The sequence below is a fragment of the Pontibacter vulgaris genome (assembly GCF_022758145.1).
Classification (GTDB): domain Bacteria; phylum Bacteroidota; class Bacteroidia; order Cytophagales; family Hymenobacteraceae; genus Pontibacter; species Pontibacter vulgaris.
Genome location: NZ_JAJVDH010000002.1, coordinates 944,842 through 971,116, shown reverse-complemented (window position 1 = coordinate 971,116; position 26,275 = coordinate 944,842). Strand labels below are relative to the sequence as shown.

The 26,275-nt window shown below is 43.2% G+C and carries 20 protein-coding genes; 6 read left to right on the top strand and 14 right to left on the bottom strand.

What is annotated here, in order from left to right:
• Positions 1-26: 26 nt before the first annotated feature.
• From LWP20_RS05285 to LWP20_RS05245, 9 genes are read right to left on the bottom strand one after another with little or no spacing between them, the layout of a single operon-like run.
• Positions 27-1,058, bottom strand: a complete 1,032-nt coding sequence (locus LWP20_RS05285; RefSeq protein WP_367615736.1) for a COX15/CtaA family protein — start codon at positions 1,056-1,058, stop codon at positions 27-29.
• Positions 1,059-1,110: 52 nt separating this feature from the next.
• Positions 1,111-2,937, bottom strand: coding sequence for a cytochrome c oxidase subunit I (locus tag LWP20_RS05280; protein ID WP_242927064.1), 1,827 nt, complete (start codon positions 2,935-2,937; stop codon positions 1,111-1,113).
• A 27-nt stretch (positions 2,938-2,964) separates the two neighbouring features.
• Positions 2,965-4,023, bottom strand: a complete 1,059-nt coding sequence (locus LWP20_RS05275) for a cytochrome c oxidase subunit II (RefSeq protein ID WP_242927063.1) — start codon at positions 4,021-4,023, stop codon at positions 2,965-2,967.
• A 24-nt stretch (positions 4,024-4,047) separates the two neighbouring features.
• Positions 4,048-5,316: a quinol:cytochrome C oxidoreductase gene (locus tag LWP20_RS05270; protein ID WP_242927062.1), complete on the bottom strand. Its 1,269-nt coding sequence runs from the start codon at positions 5,314-5,316 to the stop codon at positions 4,048-4,050.
• A 26-nt stretch (positions 5,317-5,342) separates the two neighbouring features.
• Positions 5,343-5,996: a c-type cytochrome gene (locus tag LWP20_RS05265; protein WP_242927061.1), complete on the bottom strand. Its 654-nt coding sequence runs from the start codon at positions 5,994-5,996 to the stop codon at positions 5,343-5,345.
• On the bottom strand, positions 5,996-6,520 hold the full coding sequence (locus LWP20_RS05260) for a DUF3341 domain-containing protein (RefSeq protein ID WP_242927060.1): 525 nt from the start codon (positions 6,518-6,520) through the stop codon (positions 5,996-5,998). The genes LWP20_RS05265 and LWP20_RS05260 overlap by 1 nt, the downstream gene beginning before the upstream one ends.
• Positions 6,513-7,949, bottom strand: coding sequence for an NrfD/PsrC family molybdoenzyme membrane anchor subunit (gene nrfD / locus LWP20_RS05255; protein ID WP_242927059.1), 1,437 nt, complete (start codon positions 7,947-7,949; stop codon positions 6,513-6,515). Before nrfD ends, LWP20_RS05260 begins: the two co-directional genes overlap by 8 nt.
• A gap of 20 nt (positions 7,950-7,969) precedes the next feature.
• Entirely contained in the window at positions 7,970-10,963 is a 2,994-nt protein-coding gene (locus LWP20_RS05250; protein WP_242927058.1) for a TAT-variant-translocated molybdopterin oxidoreductase, read from the bottom strand.
• 45 nt (positions 10,964-11,008) lie between these two features.
• Positions 11,009-12,331: a c-type cytochrome gene (locus LWP20_RS05245; protein WP_242927057.1), complete on the bottom strand. Its 1,323-nt coding sequence runs from the start codon at positions 12,329-12,331 to the stop codon at positions 11,009-11,011.
• A gap of 489 nt (positions 12,332-12,820) precedes the next feature.
• Between LWP20_RS05245 and rpsF the strand changes: the two genes are divergently transcribed.
• The 6 genes from rpsF to priA all read left to right on the top strand — a co-directional run bounded on the left by rpsF (position 12,821) and on the right by priA (position 19,815).
• A complete protein-coding gene (gene rpsF / locus LWP20_RS05240) occupies positions 12,821-13,189 on the top strand; it encodes a 30S ribosomal protein S6 (protein WP_242927056.1) in 369 nt (122 codons plus the stop codon).
• Complete coding sequence (rpsR, locus tag LWP20_RS05235; RefSeq protein WP_007652662.1) at positions 13,189-13,440, top strand: 30S ribosomal protein S18; 252 nt, start codon at positions 13,189-13,191, stop codon at positions 13,438-13,440. Before rpsF ends, rpsR begins: the two co-directional genes overlap by 1 nt.
• Before the next feature lie 13 nt (positions 13,441-13,453).
• Complete coding sequence (gene rplI / locus LWP20_RS05230; RefSeq protein WP_242927055.1) at positions 13,454-13,897, top strand: 50S ribosomal protein L9; 444 nt, start codon at positions 13,454-13,456, stop codon at positions 13,895-13,897.
• Positions 13,898-14,029: 132 nt separating this feature from the next.
• On the top strand, positions 14,030-15,013 hold the full coding sequence (locus LWP20_RS05225; RefSeq protein ID WP_242927054.1) for a GSCFA domain-containing protein: 984 nt from the start codon (positions 14,030-14,032) through the stop codon (positions 15,011-15,013).
• 87 nt (positions 15,014-15,100) lie between these two features.
• Complete coding sequence (locus LWP20_RS05220) at positions 15,101-17,164, top strand: thioredoxin domain-containing protein (RefSeq protein WP_242927053.1); 2,064 nt, start codon at positions 15,101-15,103, stop codon at positions 17,162-17,164.
• 119 nt (positions 17,165-17,283) lie between these two features.
• On the top strand, positions 17,284-19,815 hold the full coding sequence (gene priA, locus LWP20_RS05215; RefSeq protein ID WP_242927052.1) for a replication restart helicase PriA: 2,532 nt from the start codon (positions 17,284-17,286) through the stop codon (positions 19,813-19,815).
• A gap of 83 nt (positions 19,816-19,898) precedes the next feature.
• On the opposite strand, the gene LWP20_RS05210 is transcribed toward priA, so the two are convergent.
• The 5 genes from LWP20_RS05210 to LWP20_RS05190 all read right to left on the bottom strand — a co-directional run bounded on the left by LWP20_RS05210 (position 19,899) and on the right by LWP20_RS05190 (position 26,218).
• Complete coding sequence (locus LWP20_RS05210; protein WP_242927104.1) at positions 19,899-20,735, bottom strand: ATP-grasp fold amidoligase family protein; 837 nt, start codon at positions 20,733-20,735, stop codon at positions 19,899-19,901.
• Positions 20,736-21,388: 653 nt separating this feature from the next.
• A complete protein-coding gene (locus LWP20_RS05205) occupies positions 21,389-21,565 on the bottom strand; it encodes a hypothetical protein (protein ID WP_242927051.1) in 177 nt (58 codons plus the stop codon).
• Between the two features lie 48 nt (positions 21,566-21,613).
• Positions 21,614-22,144, bottom strand: coding sequence for a DinB family protein (locus tag LWP20_RS05200; RefSeq protein ID WP_242927050.1), 531 nt, complete (start codon positions 22,142-22,144; stop codon positions 21,614-21,616).
• Between the two features lie 167 nt (positions 22,145-22,311).
• The gene (locus tag LWP20_RS05195) at positions 22,312-24,870 is read right to left on the bottom strand and encodes a M14 metallopeptidase family protein (RefSeq protein ID WP_242927049.1); all 2,559 of its coding nucleotides are present in this window, start codon (positions 24,868-24,870) and stop codon (positions 22,312-22,314) included.
• 475 nt (positions 24,871-25,345) lie between these two features.
• Positions 25,346-26,218 (bottom strand): hypothetical protein, encoded by an 873-nt coding sequence (locus LWP20_RS05190; RefSeq protein ID WP_242927048.1) that lies wholly within the window; start codon positions 26,216-26,218, stop codon positions 25,346-25,348.
• Positions 26,219-26,275: the final 57 nt, after the last annotated feature.

Below are 26,275 nucleotides of genomic sequence, written 5' to 3'. Positions count from 1 at the left end.
TAGCGCTGTGGACTTTTGCGTAAACATTAGTTTGTAACTACTACTGGCTTATCAATTGCCTTAAAAGAGGCATAATTGTAAAAAACTAAAATCAAGAACTGCATACCAAACAGCAAAGTACCTAATGTTAAGTGAAGCGGCTGCATGATTGGTGGGATAGCAAAATACGCCATTACTACACCGAAAACAATTTCCAATCCCAACATCACCATCATCAGGTTAGCAAACCTGGTAAGCGTGCTATCCTTCACTTTGTAAATCAGGTATGCTACGTAAGCATTAAGCGCTAGTATAAATATGGAGAAAGAACGGTGTATGTAAAAATCTAATCCTAATTTATCAATCCACAAGTCCCTGTTACCTCCATTCATACTGAATGCTACAATATCAATATCTTCTCTTACCTGCGTCCCTAGTATAATCTGCAGAAAAGTAACTAGTGTAATAAGTATAAACAGCGCATTTAATCTGCTATTAAATGTAAGTCGTTTCTTTATACTTTCTGATTGGGAACGAATTACAGCATATTGCAACATGGCTACAATCACAAGTGCCAGTGCCATATGTATTGTTATAGTTTGAGGCAACAAATTAGTTGACACAACTATCGAACCCAGCCAACCCTGAAATCCTACCAGGATAAAACTGATAAATGACAGGTAAAAAATTACTTTATCTCCTTTTAGAAAAGGGATAGCGTAGAGTACTGTCAGAAAAATAAAGATGCCAATCAATACACCTACCAGCCTGTTAACATATTCTATCCAGGTTTTAGTAACATTGAATTCTGTTTCAATGTACTGACTTGGATGAGAAAATATATTTTCAGCTAATTTTTCAAAACCTGCTTTATCAAGAAATGAAGCAAGCTTCTTATTCTTTTCTATCCTCTTCCCTTTATATACTTCAAGGTAATTTTCGGGTAGTTGTTTAACATCAGTTGGAGGAACCCAACTGCCAAAACACTTAGGCCAGTCCGGGCATCCCATTCCTGATCCTGTGCTTCGCACGATTCCTCCAACCAATATTAAAAAGTATACGGCGAGTACAGTAAGCACCCCAATATTTTTAAATTTTTTGTATTGTAAAGACTTTGAAGTCATTTATACTTTATTCGAAATCTTTCTCCTGTGGCAGGTTAGATGACTGCGTTTGAGAGAAAGGTACTGTTTGTGGTATAAAGTCTTCAGCAGCTCCTGGCTTGCTATAGTCATAAGGCCATCTGTAAACAGTTGGTATCTCGCCTGGCCAGTTACCATGTCCTGGATTTACAGGAGTAGTCCACTCAATTGTGTTAGAGTGCCAAGGGTTCTCAGTTGCACGGCGTCCTTTAAAGATGCTGTATATAAAGTTAAACAGGAAGATAAACTGAGCTGTAAAACCTAAGATCGCAGCTAAACTGATGAAAGTATTCAGATCTGTAAACGTGTTGAATGCTTCAAAACCAGTCCATGAATAATATCTTCTAGGGAAACCAGCGATACCAATGTAGTGCATTGGCATAAACACCAAGTAAACAGCCGTAAATGTCAACCAGAAGTGAACATAACCTAATTTCTCATCCATCATACGACCGAACATCTTAGGGAACCAGTGGTAAATACCACAGAACATACCAAAGAAAGCCGCTGCACCCATTACAAGGTGGAAGTGAGCAATTACGAAATAAGTATCATGTAATTGAATATCCAAAGAAGAGTTACCAAGTATGATACCTGTTAAACCACCTGAGATAAACAATGAAACAAATGCTACAGCAAACATCATAGCAGAAGTGAAACGGATATTACCTCTCCATAAAGTAGCAATCCAGTTAAATACTTTCACAGCCGATGGAACTGCAATGATTAATGTCAGGAACATAAATACAGAACCCAGGAAAGGGTTCATACCTGTAACGAACATATGGTGAGCCCATACTACGAATGATAGCAACGAGATACCCAACATTGAACCGATCATGGCTCTGTAACCAAAGATTGGCTTACGTGAGTTGGTTGCAATTACCTCTGATACGATACCAAAAGTAGGCAGAATAACGATGTATACTTCAGGGTGACCCAGGAACCAGAATAAGTGCTGGAACAGGATAGGGCTACCACCTGTGTTTGATAAAGCCTCACCAGCAATAAATATATCTGATAAGTAGAAGCTAGTACCAAAACTACGGTCAAAGATCAGTAATAGTGCTGCTGAGAAAAGAACCGGGAACGAAAGTAGACCAAGGATTGCAGTCAGGAAGAATGCCCAGATCGTAAGCGGAAGCTTCGTCATAGACATACCTTTTGTTCTCAGGTTAATAACTGTAGTGATATAGTTTACGCCACCCAATAACTGAGAAACGATAAACAATGCCATACTTACTAACCAAAGCGTCATACCCAATCCAGATCCCGATATCGCCTGTGGTAAAGCACTAAGCGGCGGATAAACTGTCCAACCACCACCTGCAGGTCCGGTTTCAATGAATAATGAGGCAAACATAACAATGCTGGATAGGAAGAAGATCCAGAAAGACAGCATGTTCATAAAGCCTGATGCCATATCACGGGCACCAATCTGTAGTGGAATCAGAAAGTTTGAGAAAGTACCGCTCAAACCAGCCGTTAATACGAAGAATACCATGATTGTACCGTGCATCGTAACCAATGCAAGATAAAACTCAGGATCCAGTTTACCGTTTTCAACCCATTTACCTAAAAGTGGTTCTAAGAAGCTGAAAGTAGCTTCTGGCCATCCAAGTTGCAAACGGAAAAGAATTGAAAGGAAGCCACCAACAAAGCCCCAGAATATACCTGCAAACAAGAATTGTTTTGCAATTACTTTATGATCCTGGCTAAAGATGTACTTCTCAAAGAAATTTAGGTCATGGTGGTGATCATGCTCGTCGTGAGCATGGTGCACTTCCTTATGAATAGAAATATCAGTACTAGACATTGTCAACAGTATTTAAATGCTAATTTCTTATTTTACTACTTCTGTTGTTTCCGACTTCTTCTCAACTTCTAATGAAGCTTGAGCTTTATTCGTAAACTTAGCCATCAGATCAGGATTCTGCTCAATGAATGGCTGCTGTGTTGCTAACCAAGCCTCATAATCTTCCGGCTCATCTACAACAACTATAAAGCGCATTGCGAAGTGACCACGTCCACAAATTTCAGTACAAGCTAACTCATACTTGAAGTCTGGGTTACCAGTCTCATTCTGCATTTCAGCAGTAGTTTTAGTCGGAACAAACCAGAACTTAGTTGGCATACCTGGTACAGCATCCATTTTCAAACGGAAGTGAGGCATGAAAACACTATGGATAACATCTCTTGAGCGAATCTTCAAAAGAACTGGCTTACCTTTAGGCACGTGTAATTCACGCGGCATAAAGTCGTCCTTAGAATTTGGATCGCTGAAATCTACACCAAATTCGTTTGTAGCGTCGATAAGCGTATACTTAGCGCTTCCCAGTTTTCCATCTGGTCCTGGGTAACGAACCATCCAGTTAAACTGCTTACCCATCACTTCTACTACAACTGCATCTTCAGGAGCTGCACTTGTAATCTTAGTCCAGGTTTTCCAACCCGCAAATACAAGTATAGCCATTACTACAGCCGGAATCATTGTCCAAACAATTTCCAGTTTGTTGTTATGCGGATAATAGTAAGCTCTCTTGTTGTCCTTGTGCTGATATTTAAAAGAATAGAAAAATAGCAACACTTGTGTAATAACAAACACAATACCGATGATAATCATCGTTGTCCAGAACAGGCTGTCAGTCCACTCACCATGTACAGAAGCCAAGGGCTGATTCATATCATCCCATGAATCAGCAAAAGACCATACAAAGGCTGCTCCACCAAGTATAAGGAAAAGCAGAAGAAGTGTACTGTTTACTCGGTTACTGGTTTTAGTAGTACCTGCTGCACGCTGTGTAGAACCTCTAAATATAGAAGCCAGCGTACCTATCCTGAACAACAGGAAGAGGATTACTAATAAAAGTATAAGGGATAAACCTATGGCGATCGTAATCATTATATAACGCTTTTAGTGTGATCTCTAAACATGATGATGAACACTCTCTTCCAGAAATGGGTGGTTAACAGGTACAAGAGATGCTTTAGTAAGACCTTTTGTAAAAGTTAACAGGAACACACCTAAGAAAACAAGAGCAGTACCTATTTCAATGAATCCAATGCTGGCACTTGTACGAAGTGTACCTGGCATCATCATTAGGTAAAAGTCTAACCAGTGACCAAAAAGGATGGCTATAGTTACGATCTTCAACATGATCATCTGACGTTTTGCATCTCTTGTCATTAATACAAGGAAAGGGAATGCAAAATTAACAAGAAGGTTAGTGAAGAAAATCCATTTAAAGTTACCTGCATTGCCACTAAGTCTATCAATAAAATAGATAGATTCTTCCGGAATGTTAGCATACCAGATCAGCATGAACTGCGAGAACCATACATACGTCCAGAAAATAGAGAATGCGAAAACAAACTTACCTAGGTCGTGTAGGTGGTTGGCATTTACCATTTTCAGGTAGCCATTTTGCTTCAGAATAATTACTGTAAGCGTGATGGCAGCAAGACTTGATACAAACCAGCTGGCGAAAACATACCAGCCAAACATGGTAGAGAACCAGTGTGTATCAATTGATAATACCCAATCCCAGGCTGAAACTGAAGAAGAAATACCAAATACTACAAGGAACATGGCAGATATTCTGATGCTCTTGTGATAATAAGTGGTACCTCCGTGTAAATCTTCATTGATTGAATTTCTTCTTAACCAGTTGAAGAATAATATCCAAAGAGCAAAGAAAACAATCATTCTGATTAAGAAGAATGCTGTGTTCAGGTAACCAGATTTACCGGCAATAATTGGGTCGTACTCAGGGCTGTTTACATCGTAAAGGCCCTCATGCGTCCAATGGAAAATATCGTGCGAACCAAATAAGAAAACCAGCAGCATTACTACACCACCAATTGGCAGGTAATAACCTAATGCTTCCGGCACACGCTTGATCAATACAGACCAGCCAGCATAAGCAACATACTGTACCGCTACAAAGAATACACCTGCAAGTGCGATACCAGTAAAGTATACATTGTTTAACCAAAGGTTAATTAATAACCTTTTAGTCCATGATACTGCCTCATGCGCAGTTGCTGCAGCTTCTCCATGCCCTTCAGCATGATGCTCTCCCCCTCCTGCAGCCATTGCTATAATTCCAACTATAAGTAAAATTACACCTATAGCTATCATCAAGAAAAACTTGTTTGTCGTTTTTCTGGAAATGATGAGTCTTTCTTCTGTCATTATCCTTTAATAATTATGCCTTAGACTTAGTTATTCGGGGTTGAACCTGTTACTTCTGTACTTGGTTGTCCACTTGCATCCTGAGCCGTTGAATCTGCTGGTGCAGCAGGAACAGAACCTGTCTGTAATTGCTGTACATACATTACAATTTTCCATCGTTCAGTTGGAGTAACCTGAGAACCATGTGGTCTCATTCTACCTCTACCATTTGTAATAACATGGAAAATATGACCTGCTGGCAAAGAAGCTACACGACCGGAAGAATAAGAAGGAACACCTTTGAACTTCTGTCCTACCAATCCCTGGCCATCGCCTTGCTCTCCGTGGCACGGTGAACAAAAACGAGAGTATAACACTTTACCTTCAGCAAGGTTAACTTCATTAACTGCTAAAGGATTTGTCAGTTCAACACCTGCAACTTCTGCAGTATCCTGTGACAAGTATAAATTATAACCCATTTTGCCACGTGCTACAGTTCCCTGTGCCGGTACACGCAAATTCATGCCGCCTGGGTTAAACTTATTTGCTTTGATTTGTTTGTATGGCTCTAAAGGAATAGATTCATACATATCCGGAGCATACTCTAAGCCTGGATCCTGTTCATTGCTGCAGGCAAACAGAACTGCAGATGAAAATAGGACAGCTGAGGCTTTGAAACCTATGTTTTTTATCGCTTTCATTATTTAATTACCTCCTTCTCATTTACTTCGATAGCACCGTTAGAGCGAAGCAGGTTATTAAGTGTAGAAATATCAGTTGTTCCTTCATTAACTTCGATAGCCATTACAAATTTATCATCTGTTGAACGCTTATCGAAAACATTTACACGCGTAGTTGGTCTGATTCTGGACACTATAAAGAATGTGATAACCATACCAAATGCCGCACACAGAACTGTAAGTTCGAATGTTACAGGTATAAATGATGGCAATGCAATGTGAGGCTTACCACCAATGATCATTGGCCAGTCAAAACCTAGCATCCAGATCTGCATCCAAAGTGCGAACGAAGTACCGAATAAACCGCAGAAGAACGCAACGATTGGCAGTCTTGAGCGCTTAATTCCTAATACATCATCGATACCGTGTACAGGATAAGGTGAGAAAACGTCGTATATTTTAGTGCCAGCAGCCCGTACATTTTCGATGGCCTGCAGCAGGACATCTTCATCATCGTAGATACCGAGAACAAATTTTTTAGTCATTGCTATGATGTGTATTAGTGTTCGAATCCGTTGCAGTGCCATGCATTGTATTTGCATGTGCGTGGTGATTATGCTTTACTTCTGAAGATGACTTCAAAATCGCTTTTACTTCAGCCATGTTCACTACAGGGAAAAACTTAGCGAACAATAAGAATAATGTAAAGAACAATCCGATTGTACCTACATACACTCCTATATCTATAGAGGTCGGAGAGAACATAGCCCATGAAGATGGCAGATAATCTCTGTGTAGTGAAGTTACGATAATTACGAAACGCTCGAACCACATACCAATATTCACGAAGATCGAGATAATGAATGTTGCAGTTAAGCTTCTTCTGATCTTTCTGAACCAGAATAACTGTGGCGTGATTACGTTACAAGTCATCATTGACCAGTATGCCCACCAGTAAGGACCAGTTGCACGGTTAATGAAAGCATAAGCTTCATATTCTACACCTGAATACCATGCAATAAAGAATTCTGTTGTATAAGCTATACCTACAATTGATCCGGTCAGGATAATTACCTTGTTCATCGACTCTACGTGCTCAAGTGTAATATAATCCTCCAGCTTAAACGTTTTACGAGTGATGATCATCAGTGTAAGTACCATGGCAAAACCTGAGAAAATCGCACCTGCCACAAAGTATGGAGGGAAGATTGTAGTGTGCCATCCTGGTATAACTGAAGTTGCAAAGTCCATGGATACGATTGTGTGTACAGAAAGTACCAGAGGAGTTGCAAGACCTGCAAGGATCAAGGAAACTGTTTCGTAACGCGACCATGCTTTAGCTGAGCCAGTCCAGTTCATAGACAGGATAGTATAAGCACGTCTTGCGATCGGGCCTGTAGCTCTGTCACGGATAGTAGCAAAGTCTGGAATAAGACCGATATACCAAAATACAAGCGATACGGAAAAATAAGTTGAGATCGCAAATACGTCCCAAAGAAGTGGTGAGTTAAAGTTAACCCAAAGAGAACCGAAAGTGTTTGGTAAAGGTAACACCCAGTATGCTAACCATGGACGCCCCATGTGAAGCACAGGGAACATTGCGGCACAGATTACAGCGAAGATTGTCATCGCTTCTGCAGCTCGGTTAATTGAAGTTCTCCATTTCTGGCGGAACAACAGGAGGATCGCAGAGATAAGTGTACCGGCGTGACCAATACCTACCCACCATACGAAGTTGGTGATATCCCATGCCCAACCTACTGTTTTATTAAGGCCCCACTCGCCTATACCGTACCATAAGGTACGATATACTGAATAAAGGAAAATAGCTAAACCTACCAAAGCTACTGCAAAAGCAGCGGCCCAACGTGCGTTGGGTTTCGCCTCCACTTGTCTGCAGACATCTTCGGTGATGTCGTGGTATGTTTTCCCCCCGGTTACAAGAGGCTCTCTTATAGGAGATACATGCTGCATAACGCTATCTTTATTTAATTTTAAGCTAAGTTTCTAATTTTCGTCAGGTAAGTCACGTTTGGCTGAACGTTAAGTTCGTCCAGTACGTGGAAGGCTCTTTCGCCTTGCTCGCGAGCCAGCAACTGAGATACGCGGCTTTCCGGATCAAGCATATCACCGAACGTGATAGCGTTTGTCGGACAAGACTGCGCACATGCTGTAATGATCTCACCATCCTTAGGCCTTCTGTTTTCGCGTTTTGCATCTAGTTTACCTAGCTGTACACGCTGTACGCAGAAGCTGCACTTCTCCATTACACCTCTTGCACGAACTACTACATCTGGGTTCAACACCATCTTACCGAGGTCGTTGTTCATGTTGTAGTCGAACTTATCGTTGTTAGAGTAAGCAAACCAGTTGAAGCGGCGTACTTTGTAAGGGCAGTTGTTAGCGCAATAACGTGTACCTACGCAACGGTTATAAGCCATCTGGTTTATACCTTCAGAGCTGTGCATAGTTGCTGCTACCGGGCAAACAGTTTCGCATGGAGCGTGGTTACAGTGCTGGCAAAGCATTGGCTGGAAAATAACAGAAGGATTTTCTGCTGGATCTTCCATTGTTGCATAATCACCTTCTTCATGCTCTACTGCGCTATAGTATCTGTCTATACGCATCCAGTGCATTTCACGGCGATTCTGAACTTCCTGCTTACCTACAACCGGTATGTTGTTTTCTGCCTGGCAACTGATTGTACAAGCACCGCAACCAATACATGAGTTAAGGTCGATAACCATACCCCAGTGGTGATTCTTGTACTCGTAATCATCCCATAACGAAATAGTAGATGGCTTAGCAGGTCCTTCGTGGGTAGCTAAACGCACATACTCCGTTACATCTTTCGGATTTTTCTTATAGTTAGCCAGTGTATTCTCCTGCACTACATTACGATCCATAATAGTATGGTGCGTCTGCATTTGTGCGATTTCTACAGTAGCGTTGGTTTTCTCAAGCTCAACTTTACCACTATAGATGATATTATTACCAGCTACTGTTGCAATTGGGAAAGCATTTGCACCAAGGCCTTTCGCTACCGGCATAGTCTCCAGATTACGTCCGTAACCCATTGCTATACTAATAGTGCCTTGTGCCTGTCCTGGCTGAATAAGCGCTGGCAGCTCGATTGATTTGCCGTTAGCTAACTTAACTTTCAGCACATCTCCCTGTACAACTTTCATTTCATCAGCCATCTTACGTGGCATAGCCACATAATTGCTCCAGGTTGCTTTAGAAATAGGGTCAGCCATTTCCTGTAACCATGGGTTGTTGGCTTCTGCACCTGTACCGATAGCTACAGTTTCATAAACTACGGCTTCAATACCCGTTCCTGCAGTTTTATTCGCTCTGCTTGCAGCTGCAGCAGCTGTTAATGTATTAGCTGTTGCTGTTGTAGCCGGGAATAACGATCCGTTTACTACACCATCGTGCACTGATTTTTCCCAGAACTTATTAAAGTCACCAGAAGCGATGCCTCTCCAGTTATTGCGCAGATACTCATAGAATGGAGTTTTGTTGTTGCTCCACTTCAATAAGCTATCCTGCATCTGGCGAGTCATAAAGATCGGGCTGATTACCGGCTGTGCCAGGCTCAGGATACCTCTCTTAGGCTCTGCATCGTTCCAAGACTCCAGGTAATGGTTATCCGGAGTTACGTAGTCAGACAGAGCAGCAGTTTCTTCCACTCTATCTGCAAACGATACTTTTAATCCTACTTTCTTTAGGCCACTTACTACTTTATCTGCCAGTGGGTGATCGTAAGCCGGGTTAGCGTTATAGAAGAACACAGCACCAACTGATCCTGCATTCATTTCGTTGATCAGGCGAAGCATCTGGGCATCGTTACCCTGCTTCACGAAGAATGGAGCAGCAGTATCGATAGTTGCACCTTCTGCACCAATAGCCTGGTTGATAGCTGTTACTAATGTCTGCACTGCAGGATCATTAGAACCAGATACTACTAATGCTTTACCTGAATTAGCTTTTAAGTCAGCAACAGCATTTGCGATTGCTTTTTTATCAAAGTTGCCAGTAGTGCTTCCGCCCTGTCCTGTAACTCCATTATATAGAGCAGTTACTACTGCCAGTTCTTCTGATGGCTTAATCGGAACGCGAACGTCGGCGTTAGCACCTGTAAGCGACATAATTGTCTCAAACTGGTAATGACGCGACATTTCCTTCTTGTCAGAAGAAAGCTTTCTTTTCTGAATATACTGGTTAGCAAAAACCGATTGAGCCATCCAAGAGCCAAGGAAGTCAGCGCTGATACCAACTACAATATTGGCTTTGCTGAAATCATATCCTGGAACAACGCCACCATTCGCTCCAAGCAGTGCAGAAGCTGAATTTGCATCGTATACTACATGCTCGAAGTTTGCAAAACGAGCACCGAATTCATTTATAAGTTTTTTGGTGGTAGGGCTGATAATAGTAGAAGAAACAAAAGCTACTTTACCATTTACACTACCTAAACGAGAAGCAATCTCACGGTCTACCTGCTCCCACTTGGCCTCTTTACCTTTAATAAGAGGAGTGCGAAGTCTGTTGTTGTCATACAGACCCAGTACCGAAGCCTGTGCGCGTGGGCTCGTTCCGATTACCAGCGTTGAGCTAGGATTTGGCTCAATCTTGATAGGACGACCATCACGTGACTTAACAAGTATACTGTTGTAATCTCCGTTAGCGAAGTAAGTAGACGCATACCAGTTAGCCACACCCGGATCTAAATCCACTGGCTTGTTCAGGTAAGGAATCGCTTTTCTTACTGGAGCCTCGCACGAAGCCAGAGTCGCAGCTGCAAAGCCAAAACCCAGAAGCTTCAGGAAATCTCTTCTTGCTGGAGTTGCACCAGCAGAGGAGCTCTCTCCTCTTGTTTCATTAACCGGCAGGAATTCTGGAAACTCATTATGAGCATGCTTTGCGAACTCCGGAGTATTTTCTAACTCCTCAATTCCTTTCCAGTATTTTATTCTGTCTTGCATATTATATTTAGAAAACTCGAATACTTAATTAAAAAGCTGGATTGATTAATAGTGGCATTTAGAGCATTCTGCACCACCATTTGAAGCAACAGTGAAGGCTCCTTTAGAAGACTGCTCATGCAGTTTCACCAGGTTGTCATAATAGGCATTACCTTCAGTGTTCAGCGGAGTTTCGCGGTGGCAATCAATACACCAGCCCATTGTTAACGGAGCATACTGCGACACAACTTCCATTTCCTGAATAGGACCATGGCACGTCTGGCATTCTACACCACCAACCTGCGTGTGCTGAGAGTGGTTAAAGTATGCAAGATCAGGTAAATTGTGAATTCTAACCCACTCGATTGGCTTGTTACGCTCAATTGCTCTGTATATCTTCTGAATCTCAGGAGATTCTTTTTTGATCTGGCTGTGGCAGTTCATACAGATATTGGCAGAAGGAATGCTTGCGCTCTTACCTTTATATACTGTAGTGTGGCAGTAATTACAGTTGATCTGGTGATCGCCTGCGTGCAGTTTGTGCGAGAAAGCAATAGGTTGCTTTGGCTGATAGCCTTGCTGAATACCAATGCCCATTACCTTATCTATAGTAAGGTCAAGCAGAACAACTACAAATATCAACACAACCAGTGTGCGAACAGCTTTAGACTTATAAATCTTAGAGAAATCGAAACGCTGATTTACAACTTCACTGTCATACTCATCCAGCTGACGATTCTTGTTCAGATAGTTCTTAAGTAATGAGGTAATTAACAGGAGTGTAACCACCAACACTATTAACACAACAATAAGAACAACCAGTACGATATCCAGGTAATTACCTACAGCACCAATTGCCTCAGTTCCCACGTTTTCACCAGGAGTTGCACCTTCCACGCCTTCAGCAGGAGCCGGAGCAGCCGCTGCAGCACCTTGGCCAGACTGAACGTAAGCAAGGATTGACTTTACCTCATCATCAGAAAAGGCAAAAGAAGGCATAGCCTGCTTGTTAAACTGATTATATACAGCAACAGCATCCGCATCGCCAGACTGGATAAGAGCTTGTGAGTTCTTTATCCACTTAAGAAGCCAGGCTTCGCTTCTTCTTTCTGTTACACCCTGCAAACCAGGGCCAACCACTACATCACTACCAGCTGAGTGACAAACGGCACAGTTATTTTTGAAAAGAGTTGCGCCTGCATCAACTACTGCAGGATCTGCAGATGAGCCACCTGCATCGGCACCTTGCGTAGCGCCTGGCACTACCCCTTCTTTTGCCACCTCAGCCTGCTCGCTGCCACCCTGAGCATAAGCTCCGAAAGAAACAGTTAAAGCAAACAGGAAGGCAATTAGTATTTTGGTTTTTGTTTTAAGTATACAGCTAATCATAGCCTCGAACTTGTGTGTTTAGTATATGGTGAAATTACTTTACGGGCACAAATCTACTACCCGATTTCCATTAATCAAATAGAATAAGTGTATTTTTGGGAACTAAAACGATATGTGCCTTTTTCAGAGTTTATAAGCAGCAAAAACTCGGTTTTTAACGCATTAAACAGGATTTATTTAGAACCTTTTTAAATAACAAAACTCTTCTACCTACTTCATCCAACTTAATCTAATTCAAATTTTTATTACAAAATCAACAAGCAAAACATTGGTTTGTTTTGGTCATAATTAATTATGCTAAATCCAACTTAAGCGTTGCCAATTCATATTTTTCAAACCTCTTCCCAAACTGTATACTCCTTATTATATATAGGTGTAGTTTGATCTTTCTGATATTTAGATTCACCCAAGTATAAATACTGTATACTTTTTGTTATTACTTCATATTCTGTTATATTTGCACCCTTAAATAAAAAATTCTAGAAAGAAATGGAATTAAAAAATTACGAAACGGTCTTCATCCTTACCCCGTTGCTTAACGAGGTTCAGATGCAGGAAACGGTCGAGAAGTTCAGACAGGTGCTTAAGGAAAATAGCGCCGACATTATCCATGAGGAAAACTGGGGACTACGCAAACTTGCTTACCCAATCCAGAAGAAATCAACTGGTTTCTATCACCTCATCGAGTTCAAGGCTCCTTCTACAATTGTAGATCAACTGGAACTGGCTTATCGCCGTGATGAAAAAGTTGTTCGTTTCTTAACTACTGCCCTTGATAAGCATGCTATTGCTTACAATGAGCGCAGAAGAAAAGGCGAGTTTAAATCTCAAGCTAAAAAAGAGGAGGTTAAAGGATAATGAGCTTAGTAAACGAAAGAGTACACAAGCAGGAGAATCGTCAGAAATACTGCCGTTTCAAGAAGAGCGGAATTAAGTATATCGATTACAAAGACGGTAACTTCTTACTGAAATTTGTTAACGAACAAGGTAAAATCCTTCCAAGAAGACTTACTGGCACAAGCCTTAAGTTCCAGCGCAAAGTGTCTCAGGCAGTTGCCAGAGCACGCCACCTGGCTATTTTGCCTTATGTAACTGATTCTTTAAAATAAGGAGGATTGACTAATGGAAGTAATACTTAAAGATGACGTTAAAGGCCTAGGTTACAAGAATGATATTGTAGCTGTTAAGCCAGGTTATGGCCGTAACTACCTGATCCCACAGGGTTTGGCTGTTATCGCTGATAAAGTAAACAAGAAAATCGTAGCTGAGAACGTACGTCAGGCTGCCCACAAAGCTGAAATGTTTAAAAACAATGCGCAGGAGCTGGCTAACAGCCTTACTGATGTTGTTGTTGAACTTACTGCTAAAGTTGGTGAGACCGGTAAAATTTTCGGTTCTGTAACTACACTTCAACTTTCTGAAGCGCTTAAAGCGAAAGGTTTTGATATCGATCGTAAGCGTATCTCTTTTGATCAGGATGTTAAAACAGCTGGCGAGTACACTGCTACGCTGAACCTGCACAAAGAAGTTAAGCCGCAAATACGCTTCAATGTAGTTGCTGAGTAATACTTAGAAGACTACTACTACTTTTAAGCGCCCTGCCTCACAGCAGGGCGCTTTTGTTTTTATACTTTGCTAAATATACTTAAAGCTAACAGCAGCAAGTATATTTGCAGTAAGACTACCGTATTGTTAAGTATGTTCAGAACCGAAGTTAATGTATCGCCTGCCAGCCTTGCGCTTGGCCTGCAAAGTAATGTGCTTACCTTTGGCTCCTGCTTTGCCGAAGTTATCGGTAACAAATTACTTCAGAACAAGGCCCGGGCACTTGTCAATCCTTTTGGTACGCTTTTTAACCCCATTTCTGTTTGTAAACTTTTACAAGCTGCTGCCGGACAGCCCTATAACTTTGAAGAGCATCTGGTGCAGCATAATGGCATCTGGTATGTGTATGACCTGCACTCCTCCCTATCATCTCCTGATAAAGAAGAACTCACTGAGCTTATCAGGCAACGCCTGCAACAAACCGAACAACAATTGCAGCAGGCATCGCTGCTTATCATTACATTAGGCACAGCTGTCAGTTATAAACTAATAAAAACGGGTGCTATAGTTGCCAACTGCCATAAGTTGCCTGCCAGTAATTTCAACAGAGAGCTGTTAAGTATAACTGAGATCTCAACTGCTTTCGAAAGTTTGCTAGCAGTACTTAATCAGGTAAACCCCAACCTGAAAGTGCTGCTAACAGTAAGCCCGGTTCGGCATATAAAAGAAACTATAGAGATCAACAGCGTCAGCAAATCTATACTTCGGGTGGCCTGCCATCAGCTTAAACAAACGCATGATCATGTGTTATACTTTCCTGCCTATGAGATTATGATGGACGACCTGCGCGATTACCGCTTTTACAAACCAGACATGCTCCACCCCACCGAAGTGGCCGAAGATTATATCTGGCAGAAGTTTACTAAAGCGTATTTCAGTAAGGAATTTCAAGAGTTTCTGCCTGAGTGGGAAAAGATGCTGCGCGCCGTAGCCCATCGGCCTTTTCACCCGGATACGCCAGCTCATCAGGCATTTTTACAAAATACCATCGCACAACTCCGGCAGTTAGAGCTAAAGTATAAAATAGACGCTTCGGCAGAACAACAGCAATTACAGGCACAGCTTCAGCAAGTATAAACTCCTTCCCTGCTTTAAAAACATACTTTTAGCCAGCCTGGTCGTAAGTTAGTAGCATGTAATATTAAGCTGCAATTTCACTGAGCCATGGCAAAAAAGAAAAACCCTAACCGACTTATACATGAAAGCAGCCCTTACCTGCTACAGCATGCCTATAACCCTGTAGATTGGTACCCATGGGGCGATGAAGCATTGCAAAAAGCGAAGCAGGAAGATAAACCAATTCTTGTAAGTATAGGTTATGCCGCCTGCCACTGGTGCCATGTGATGGAGCATCAATCCTTTGAGCATGAAAAGATTGCTGACTTGATGAACGAGCACTTTGTATGCATTAAAGTGGACCGGGAAGAACGCCCTGACGTGGATGCTATTTACATGGATGCGCTGCAGGCAATGGGACTTCAGGGCGGTTGGCCTTTAAACGTTTTTCTGAATTCGGCTGCGCAGCCATTTTACGGAGGCACGTATTTTCCGCCGGAGCAGTGGGCAAATCTGCTGCTGAACATTGCTGAAGCTTATAAGAAGAACAGGGCTGAACTTGATACCTCGGCCGGGCAATTTGTAGCGCACCTCAACCAAAGCGAACTCCAGAAGTATGGCCTCAGCCAGAGCAACCCCACTATAACCGAGTCTGATTTTAAGCAGATGTTTCATCATCTCAGCGCGCGGTTCGATAAGAAGCTAGGCGGTTTAGACCATGCACCCAAGTTTCCGATGCCCGCTAATTATCTTTTCCTGCTGCGTTATTATACTTATTCAGGCGACCAGGCTGCCCTGAAGCATGTAAACCTGACCTTGCACGAAATGGCATACGGCGGCATCTATGACCAGATTGGTGGCGGTTTTGCCCGTTATTCAGTGGATAACGAATGGCTGGTACCACACTTCGAAAAGATGTTGTATGATAATGGCCAGCTTATCAGTTTATATGCGGAAGCTTACCAGGTTACCAAAGATCCGCTTTATAAAGATGTAGTATACGAAACTATAGCTTTTGCTGAGCGTGAGCTTTTAAGTCCGGAAGGCGGATTTTATTCTTCCTTAGATGCTGATAGCGAAGGAGAAGAAGGCAAGTTTTATGTGTTTACCAAAGAAGAGCTGCATGCCATACTTGCTGCCGAAGAACCGCTTTTCTCCAAGTATTATCACGTTACAGCTGCCGGTAACTTCGAGCATGGCACCAACATTCTGCACCGGCGAATCAGCAACGAAAAATTTGCAGAAGAAAACGAGTTGGAGCTCGAAGTACTGGAAGAAATGGTAAAAGCCTGGAAAGATAAACTGATGGCCGTACGTGCAAAACGTGTGCGTCCCGGCACCGACGACAAAATTCTTTGCTCCTGGAATGCCCTCATGCTGAAAGGCCTTGCTGATGCATTTTATACTTTCGGAGAAGACCATTTTCTGGAACTGGCCTTACAAAATGCAAACTTCCTGCTCCAGCATCTAAAACAAGACAACAAACTATACCACAACTATAAAGCAGGCAAAGCAACTATAGATGGTTTCCTGGAAGATTATGCACTTTTGACCCGGGCCTTAGTAGCGCTTTACGAAGTTACGTTTGATGAAAAATGGTTGCAGGAAGCAAAACAGCTTACCGATTATACATTAACAAATTTCCTGGACGAAGCGGAAAATATGTTCTACTTCACGGATAACAACTCAGGTAAATTAATTGCCCGCAAAAAAGAAATACTGGATAACGTAGTACCCGCTTCTAACTCCGTTATGGCTACAAACCTGCACCTGCTGGGTTTATACTTTGATGAGGAGCGTTACCAGCAATTATCCGACGAAATGCTTGCTAAGGTAAAAGACCTGGTAATTAAAGAACCTTCGCATCTGGGCAACTGGGCTGCTTTATACTTCCAAAAACTTAAACCTACTGCTGAAGTTGCCATAGTTGGCCCGAAAGCAGCTGCCATACGTGCTGAACTTAGCTCCTTTTATATCCCTAACATGATTCTGCTTGGCACAAAAACAAGCAGCAACCTGGCCCTACTTAAAGAAAGAGTAGCTGTTAATGGCAAGACTACTATTTATGTGTGCTATAACAAAACGTGCCAGTTGCCGGTGCATACAGCTTCGGAAGCATTAGAACAGTTGCTGAATCAGGCCCAATACCAGCCTAAATTTCCAGCTTTATAAATTAAGGTTACAGACAGGCTATTGACGCCAATTAAACTGGTTTTTGTTTTGTCCATGTATCGGTTTAAAACAATCCGCTTTTTTTCCGACCTTTGCACAAGGTATTTATACTTTAGCCCTTGTCTGAACTACTCAACTTTAATTACCCGCCCGAGCCGGCTGTGGAGCGCGTTACGCTGTTCGCTGACGTAATACTTCCGCTGCCGCTGCCTAAGCTTTATACTTACCGCATTCCGCTCGAAATGAACGACGATGTACTGGTAGGCGTGCGGGTTATTGTGCAGTTCGGGGCAAAAAAAGTATTGAGTTGTATTGTAGCCGATATCCACGAAAATGCCCCTGCTGATTACCAGGCAAAGTATATTCTGGATGTTTTGGATGACAAGCCTATCGTAACGGCTCCGCAACTAAAGCTGTTCAGGTGGATTGCAGATTACTATATGTGCACGCTCGGCGAAGTGATCAATGCAGCTTTGCCATCGGCTTTAAAGCTTAGCAGCGAGTCTAGAATACAACTGCACCCGCACTTCAACCCTGAGGAAGACGATATACCGATGTCGGCGCAGGAGGCAAAGATCATATACGCTTTAGAACAGAACCAGACACTTACTTTTACAGAAGTAGGCAACCTGCTGCAGGGCAAAAGTTACCACAAGTATATCAAGTCGCTCATTCAGAAAGAGGCCATTATCATATTTGAGCAGGTATGCGATAAGTATGCGCCCAAGGTGGTAAAAAAGGTGCGCCTCACAGAGCATTTTGTTCAGGAAGAAGGCATGCTGGAAGAGCTTTTTGAACAGCTATCCCCGAAGCCAAAGCAACTGGATATTCTGTTAAATTACCTGCAGAAAGTGCCGGTGTACCAGGATGTGCACATGAACTATAAAGGGCTGGAGAAAAGCGTACTTACCTCTAACCCCCACCTCTCCAAATCCTCCATCGATTCGCTGATTAAAAAAGGCGTGCTGGAGCAGTTCGATCAGATCATATCCAGGTTTCCGATAGAAGATGGCCCCAGAAAGTTGCCCATGGCGCTTTCAGAACATCAGTTGCAGGCTAAAGATGAAATCCTGGGCTTATTTAAAGAAAAAGATACGGTGCTGCTGCACGGTGTTACTGGCAGTGGCAAAACTGAAGTATACATTGATCTGATAAAACATGCGCTGGAAGGCGGCGGACAGGTTTTATACTTGCTACCCGAAATTGCACTTACCGCCCAGATCGTAACACGCCTGATGAAGGTGTTTGGCGAAAAACTGGGTGTTTACCATTCCAAATTCTCGGATAACGAGCGGGCCGAAGTATGGCAGGGCATCCTGGCAGGGCGTTTCCAGGTGGTAGTGGGCGTGCGTTCGGCTGTATTTCTGCCTTTCCATGATCTCTCGCTTATTATTATAGATGAGGAGCACGAAGCCAGCTACAAGCAGTACGAACCCGCCCCGCGATACAATGCACGTGAAACAGCGTTGATGATGGCGCATTTGCAGGGTACAAAAACACTGCTTGGCTCCGCTACACCATCCATCGAAACTTATTACAACTGCAAAACCGGCCGCTGGGGCCTGGTAACTATGAGCAAGCGTTTTGGCGAAGCCCAGTTACCGGAAATTGAATTGGTGAATACCCGCGAAGAGCAACACCGCAAAAACATGCACAGCCACTTTTCGGGCAAATTATTAACCGAAATGGAGCTGCGCCTGCAACGCCACGAGCAGGTTATACTTTTCCAGAATCGCCGTGGCTATGCCCCTTTTATCAGCTGCGACGAATGTTCCTGGATACCCAAATGCAAGTGTTGTGCAGTTAGTTTATCGTACCACAAGTATAACAACGAGCTGCGTTGCCACTATTGCGGTTACACCGAACGCATGCCCCACGATTGCCCGGCCTGTGGTGCCACCACGCTTAAAAGTATGGGTTTTGGTACCGAAAAGATCGAGGACGACCTGAAACTGCTGCTGCCAAACGCCGAGGTGCAACGCATGGACCTCGACACTACCAAAAAGAAGAACAGTTACCAGCAGATCATCTCAGATTTTGAAAGCGGCAAAACAAATGTGTTGGTGGGCACGCAAATGGTAACCAAAGGCCTCGATTTCGAGAACGTAAGCCTAGTTGGTATTCTGAATGCAGACAGCATTATCAATTTCCCGGATTTCAGGGCGCATGAGCGGGCTTTCCAGTTGTTCGTGCAGGTGAGTGGTCGTGCAGGCCGTAAAGGCAAGCCTGGCACTGTTATCATCCAAACCCGCGACCCTTTGCAACCTATATTCCGGAAGGTACACAGCACCGATTATATAAGCCTGTACGAGCATGAAATTGAGGAGCGCATGCGGTTTGGTTACCCACCATTTATGCGGATGATCCGGATAACGGTAAAGCATGCCGACGAACGTACCTCTGAAAATGCAGCCATTGTTTTAACAAACGACCTGGCTGATAAGTTAGGGAAACAGCAGGTACTAGGCCCGGAAGTGCCTTACATTTTTAAGATACGTAACCTGTTCTTGAACGAGATCCACATTAAGTTACCACGCGAAAACACAAACCTGCGTGCAGCCAAAGGCCAGATAGCTGTGGCAATACAACAACTGAAACTGCTTCCGGATTTTAAAGGAATAAGAGTAGTAGCCGATGTAGACCCGATGTAAACTATAGTTGCTTATAAGGCAGCCAGGCATCTTTTAATTTGAAGTTACGGATAGGCATACTTACATAAGGCCTGAGCAAAGTCTTAAACCATTTCTTTACAATAGGTATCCCAGAAATTAAGCAGGATTTTTACACCTTCGGGTTTATAGTTTTTCCCCATAGCAGGAGTAGGTGTAAACTCCCCAAAAACTGCGCCTTTGTCTGTGGCATAAAAGTCGATTCTTACGAATATCTCATACGCTTTACTTAGCGTCCTGGCTTGTTCCAGCATTTCGTTTAGGCATTCCGGAGCTTGCTGGTAAGTACCCGCCGGGTAACAATCCTGCAGATGGCCTAACTGGTTCCAATTCACGTCATAAAATGTACTGTAGCCTTTGGATGGGCTTAACCGTTTAATTAAGTGTATAAAAGCTATTTCGCCATTAAAGGTGTGAATTTTATAATCTACAGGAATTTTATACTCACCTTGCTCCGTACGTAAAAACTCCTCTATTAAAAACTCCTGATTGGGATTTTGTTGTAAAGCATCCATAAGATTATCTCTTATCTGACCGCTCGTGTAGGTGCAATTATCCATGTGGTTTACATGGTTATCCATCAGGTAAACCATATCACAGCCATACCCTATAGTAGGCCTTATGACATATTGATCCGGAAGATCATCGAAATTTACCTGGTTCAGGTCTTTTCCTCTCCAATACAAATCCGCTACCTTACATCCATGCATTTGGGCAAATAGGCGGGCATTATACTTGTTACTTAGCTTTCGCTGCCAATATTTTACGTCCTGCCATTTAGGTAGCGGGTCATGGGCGTTCATAGGTATAGCTTTTATACTTTTACCTTCAGGTATCCCCCAGAACTCATTATTTCTATTTCTTATACGCTCCGCAAAGTCATTGCCTTTGCGTTTTAACACTTTGTTCAAAAAGGAGTTTTTTATCGACTTTAATTGCGCGTTAAGCATAATATACTTTTAAAAAATAAGAAACTCGTTTTAAAGGGTTAGCTATTCTATTCAATAAATTTGTACATGGAAACCTGTTAAATATAAAGCGTGTAGCATAGCACCTTTGGCAGCAACTAATAAAAAATCATCCCGGTTTGCGCCTGTAAATGAGGCTTATTTATACTAAGTTTTAATTTTTTATTAGGGCTTTAGATTTTTTTATTATACCATACTTTAATTATATAGTTTAAAATTTTTATTAAAATATTTAAATTATATGCTATTTTTTATAATTCCGGGGGAGTTTATTCAAATTTGGAGATATTTTAAATTATAGCTTTTAAGGTAAAGTATGTAGCAGTAACATACTTCCTTAGATAGCTACCTAAGTGTTGGAGTTTATAGTTGGCGGAAAGCCCAGTGGAAAATAGGGCTATGCGTTAGATTGCGCCAAAAGTGAACAGCCGAAAATTATTCCAATTTTTTTAACAGGCTGCAACTACGGCCTGAGAGTGACCGTATACACAGATACCTTTGGCTAAAAGTTGAAAGCCTGAAAGTCTTAAGCGATCTACCAAGATACTTGTTGACTTTCAGGTTTTTCCCATTTAAAGGGCTTTAGGTTACTTGTTTTCCTTCTTCATTGCAACCAGGTACATTGTACCAAAGCCCAGGAAAGCAACTAAAAAGAACACATCCAACCACTCGTATTCTCCCTTAATAATTTCGTACGCCTTTACACCGGCAAAAATAAAGCAGGCTATGGCAAGTACAATTCTGAACGGTTTACGGTTCTGCATATAATTTAATTAAGTACTGAGCAAAAAGCACCAGCAATGGTTAGGTGTTTATACCTGCTCCAGGTAGCGCTGGCGAATAATGTTGAGGTGATGGATTTCGTGCCCAAGTATAGCATAACCCAGCGCCCTTACAGAAATACGGTTATTATTGGCTGTTCCGGTCTGGTTCAGCATTTCGTTATCAAAATTTTTGAACAGCTCTATCGTAGCCTGGCGCACGGCAGCGTATTCAGCAAGTATAGACGTAATGGTTCTGTTATCTGCTTTTGATGGGCCAACGTACTGGTTTTCGTCGAAGCCGGCAAGGTTTGTTTTATCCTGGCGGGCAAAACGCAGGGCGCGGTAAGCAAAAATACGCTCGGCATCCATCATATGTACCAGCAGCTCTTTTATAGACCACTTGCCTTCAGCATAACGATACGTCAGTTTTTCCTGATCCAGGCTGAGCATAAAGTTTATGATGAACTCCTGGCTGGCAGCTAAGCCGTGCAACAGATCTTCTGCCTTGGCAGCTTCAATATAATTTTTCATTCCTTCCGGATATTCTTCCGGGCCCGGGTAAGTAATAATGTTATTCATAGTTCTGGGTTGAGGCACTCCTCTTTATAAGTGATACATCTGTACCTGGTATCTCCGCTAATTTACTATTTATCGCAGTGCGAGCAAACTATAGCAGGCCTCTAACGGCATAAAAAAATCCCCTGAGATATTTCGCTCAGGGGATTCTTCTTCTGAATTTATATTTGCTATTGCCCTACCAGGAAAACAGCGTTTCCGAAAAGCAATTTACCATTCTGCCAGAAACCACGGAACAACGGGTTATCAGCCATGTAAACTACCTGCCCACGGCCTAAGTCTTGTGTGCCAAGTATAAGGGCATCCTGCAGGCGTTGTTTTGCTTTTGAGCCTACAAAACCTGTGGTGTAATTGTCTTTTTTAAGTACACCTACATTCCAGCCACTTTCCATAAACTCGAAAGTATCGGATGATCGCACAAGCGCAAAGTATGTATCGCCGTAGCCGTAAGCCAGCGGGTGGGTTTTATCCAGGTGCACACGGAAAATACTGCCTTGTACTTCTCCGGCCAATGCCTCGCGCTCACGATCGCCGTAAGTTCTGAGATTGCTGTAGGTATCTTCTTTCTTTTTTGATTTCTCTTTGCTTTCAGTTTCTTCGGCCCCATCTTTTTTCTTCAATTCGAAATCCTTTTTACCGGCCAGGAAACCGGCAGCACTTTCCATGGCTATGAGTTTGCCGCCGCTTTTTACCCAGTTCTTTACCTGGTCTAGGGTTTGGTCGTTTAGCAGGCGGTTATAGTTACCAGCCGGAAGTATAAGCACATCGAACTGGTTTAGTGGCACGTTGCTGAAGTATGCGGTATTAAGCACTGTAACCGGGTATCCGATCTGCTGCTCAAAGTAATGCCATACTTCGCCAAACGCGTTAGACGATACACCATCGCCTCCCATTAAAGCCACACGCGGCATTTTAATAGAACGCACGCTTTCAGAACCAAAATCGGCGCCGCTGGTAACAAAGCCGGTAGCGGCAGCACCCAGGGTTATACCATGTTTGGTCGCTGCTTCGCGCACCAGTTTGTCAAATTTATCGCCCAGGCGTTCGTTTCCGGTTCGTGTGATAATCAGTGTACCCACTTCATACTTCTGCTTATCGGTTTCGAAAGCTTTGCCAGCCTGCCGCACCCGAATGTTCTGCTTCATCAAGTCAGCCAGGAATTTCAGGTCCTGCACGCTGTTCCAGCGGGCCAGGTACGCGTATGGTTTATCAATAGTTATGGCAGCAGGAGTTGGTGTGTTTGGCTTAGAAGCTTTTGGCTCTAAGTGGCCACGCACAGCATAGGCATCCAGGCCAAAAGCATACGGCATAGCCCAGGAAGTAATATCATAGGTCAGCGAATCTTCCAGTGGCGAGCTTGGCTCAAACAGTACTTTCACCAATGTAGATTTTGGCTGATACATACTTACGATCACATCGTTTTCCGCCAGTTTTATACTTCCGTCTTTGCCTGTGGCGTAATTATACCCTCTGGCAGAACCTTTTTTACCGGCGTAGCCATACTTTATACCTTGCCTGTCGAGGTACTCGGTCAGCATTTTAAGGTTTGCGGCATTGGCACCATCTGCTTTAAAAACAAAGGCTTTATACTTGCCCTGCGGGTTTTTCTGGTTATCTGCGTAATATTTTTTGAACTCCTGTTTTAGTTGGTCGGCTTTTTCGGAAGTGGCCTGCATGGTTGCCAGGCTGGCAGCGTGGTGGTGCGCAATACGGTCTTTAAGCGTTAGCGTATCGCCGTCTTCTTTTCTGTAGGCCAGGCCGGCGCGGCCAGAACCTCCCTGCTCATAAGTCATACCGATGGCACCGTTAAAAGTAGGCCAGGTATCGCCGTAGCTCGGGTATAGCAGGTCAAAGCTTTCGCGGGTAAAGTATAGCCAGTTGTTTTTATCGAAGTATGACCGGTTATAGTCGCCGATGGTGTTCTGGAACTGGCGCTGCCACGGTGTTATACTTTCGTGAAATGGCTTGGCAGCAGGCGAAAAGTAGTACGGCGATTCAGGCCCCATTTCATGGAAGTCGGCGTGTACCTGCGGCAGCCAATTGTTGTAAACAGCCAGCCTTTGCTTCGATTCTATTTGTGTTTGCCATGCCCAGTCGCGGTTCAGGTCGAAGTAGTAATGGTTTGGCCTGCCGCCCGGCCATGGTTCGTAATGCTCCCAGGCAAACGGGTTGGCATTGCCTCCCTGGTTAGAAGCTTGCTTATACCACTGCACATATCTTTCGCGCCCGTCAGGGTTTATACATGGGTCGATGATAACGAGCGAATTCTGCAGCCATTTTTGTGTCTGGGCATTACCCGGGTTTACAAGGTCGTACAATACCTGCATTACCGCCTCCGACGATACAGACTCGTTGCCGTGTACGTTGTAGCTCATCCAGACAATGGCTGGCTGGTTACCTTGTGCCTGACCGCTGAGTACGCCGGCCTGGCGCAGGTTATTCTCGCGTATCTGATCCAAGCGTGGCAGGTTTTCATCATTTGCCACGTAAGCCAGTACCAAGGGGCGGCCCTCATAGGTGCGGCCATACTCCTGCACTTTTATGCGCTTCGGAGCCTGTGCGGCCAGGTAATTTACATAAGCCAGTATGCGCTCGTGGGTTGTAAACTGCTCACCCAGCTCATAGCCCAGAAATTGCGCCGGCGTTTGTATGGCTTGTTGTGCCACAGCTACCTGCACACTTAGCAGCACCAGGGCAAAAGCGAAAAACCGCTTTAAGGTGTTTATCATTGTTTTTATAGTATGGTAAGAGTTCCTATTGTAAATGCAAATGTGATACAATCTGCGGAAAAAGATGCATACGGCAAAGGTTTATACTTTGAAACAGCCACTATTGTGTAAAAAACAGGTGACTACACCAGGCAGCATAATCAATCACACAACTCACATCAGAAGTAAAGTATAATAGGAAAGTATCTTCCTGAGTTGCCGAAAAACAGCTGCAGGGTATACGTTTTAAGTGGATTTTTGTGGCGCATCTTTCACCTGTAGTTCAATAAAAATTACAGAATCGCTATATTTAACTAATAACACTCATTTGCTTCCTGTAATTTCTTTGTATTCACATGGTAGCTTCAGCAAAAAAATGCTTGATGATTTTGGGGAAGTGATAGAAGTATAAAGCCGACAAATTAACCAGACGCTACATGGCCATAGGTATAGGGCAACCTCCAACCAGAAGCTTAGAGCAAATTATACTTTCAGATCAGAAACGATAGTATAAACCTGCAGAAATACCACCCACATTCAGGAGCAACTCATTTGTATCTTCTCCGCTTTCCTGAAAAATGTACAGGTGCCTGAAGTTGTAAGCACCTTTCAGTTGCAGCTTATGAAACTGGTAATACAGCCCAAGCTCGGCATCAAGCCCTTCCTGTTTCAGGTACATATTTCCTCCTTCTGTATACCACGATTTAAACTTCGGGATGTATGTGCCAAAAGTTTCTGCCTGCAAACTCAGCCGTGGATTAATAGTATACTTTACCCTAGCTCCAATATTCGGAAATGGTACGGCCTGCCTGTAAAAAGACTCGTAAGGCTCTATCCTTACGTTTTGGGGCTGGTCACCGGAAACAGGGGCATCAATATGAAATTTAACGTAATCCAGCACCAGCCCACCAAGCAATGTAACATCAATCGGGCTTTTGCCTGTACCTACTGTGTGCTCATAAAAGGCTGCGGCCCTGGTATACTTGTTTTTGTTTATACTGGCCTGCGTTCCGCCTTGCAGTAAGGTGCCGTTATACCATACATCTTTTTTGAGGGTCGCATTGCCGCTTGTTGTGTGGTTATCAAATTTAAAGCGAAGGGCATTGCGTTGGCCAGGTAATTTGTATTCTATCTCAAGCCCGATTTTTTGCAGGTTATCAACGCCCAAATCCCTGCGAAGCTGTAGCTTATCGCCTTCATATTCATACTCCCGCACTTTGGTATAGCCACCTACCTGCCCCCAATAGCCATACGTAACTCCAAGTTGCAGCCTGCGCAATCTGCCGGGCCTTACCAGCCTTGCAGCCGGTATTTGCGCGGTAGCAGCCCCCATCGTGAGCAACAGCCCGCATAAAAAGAAAAATTTCATGGGTGCAGTTTAAAGACAGAACTTATACAACTGAATTTCATACTATTACATACGATC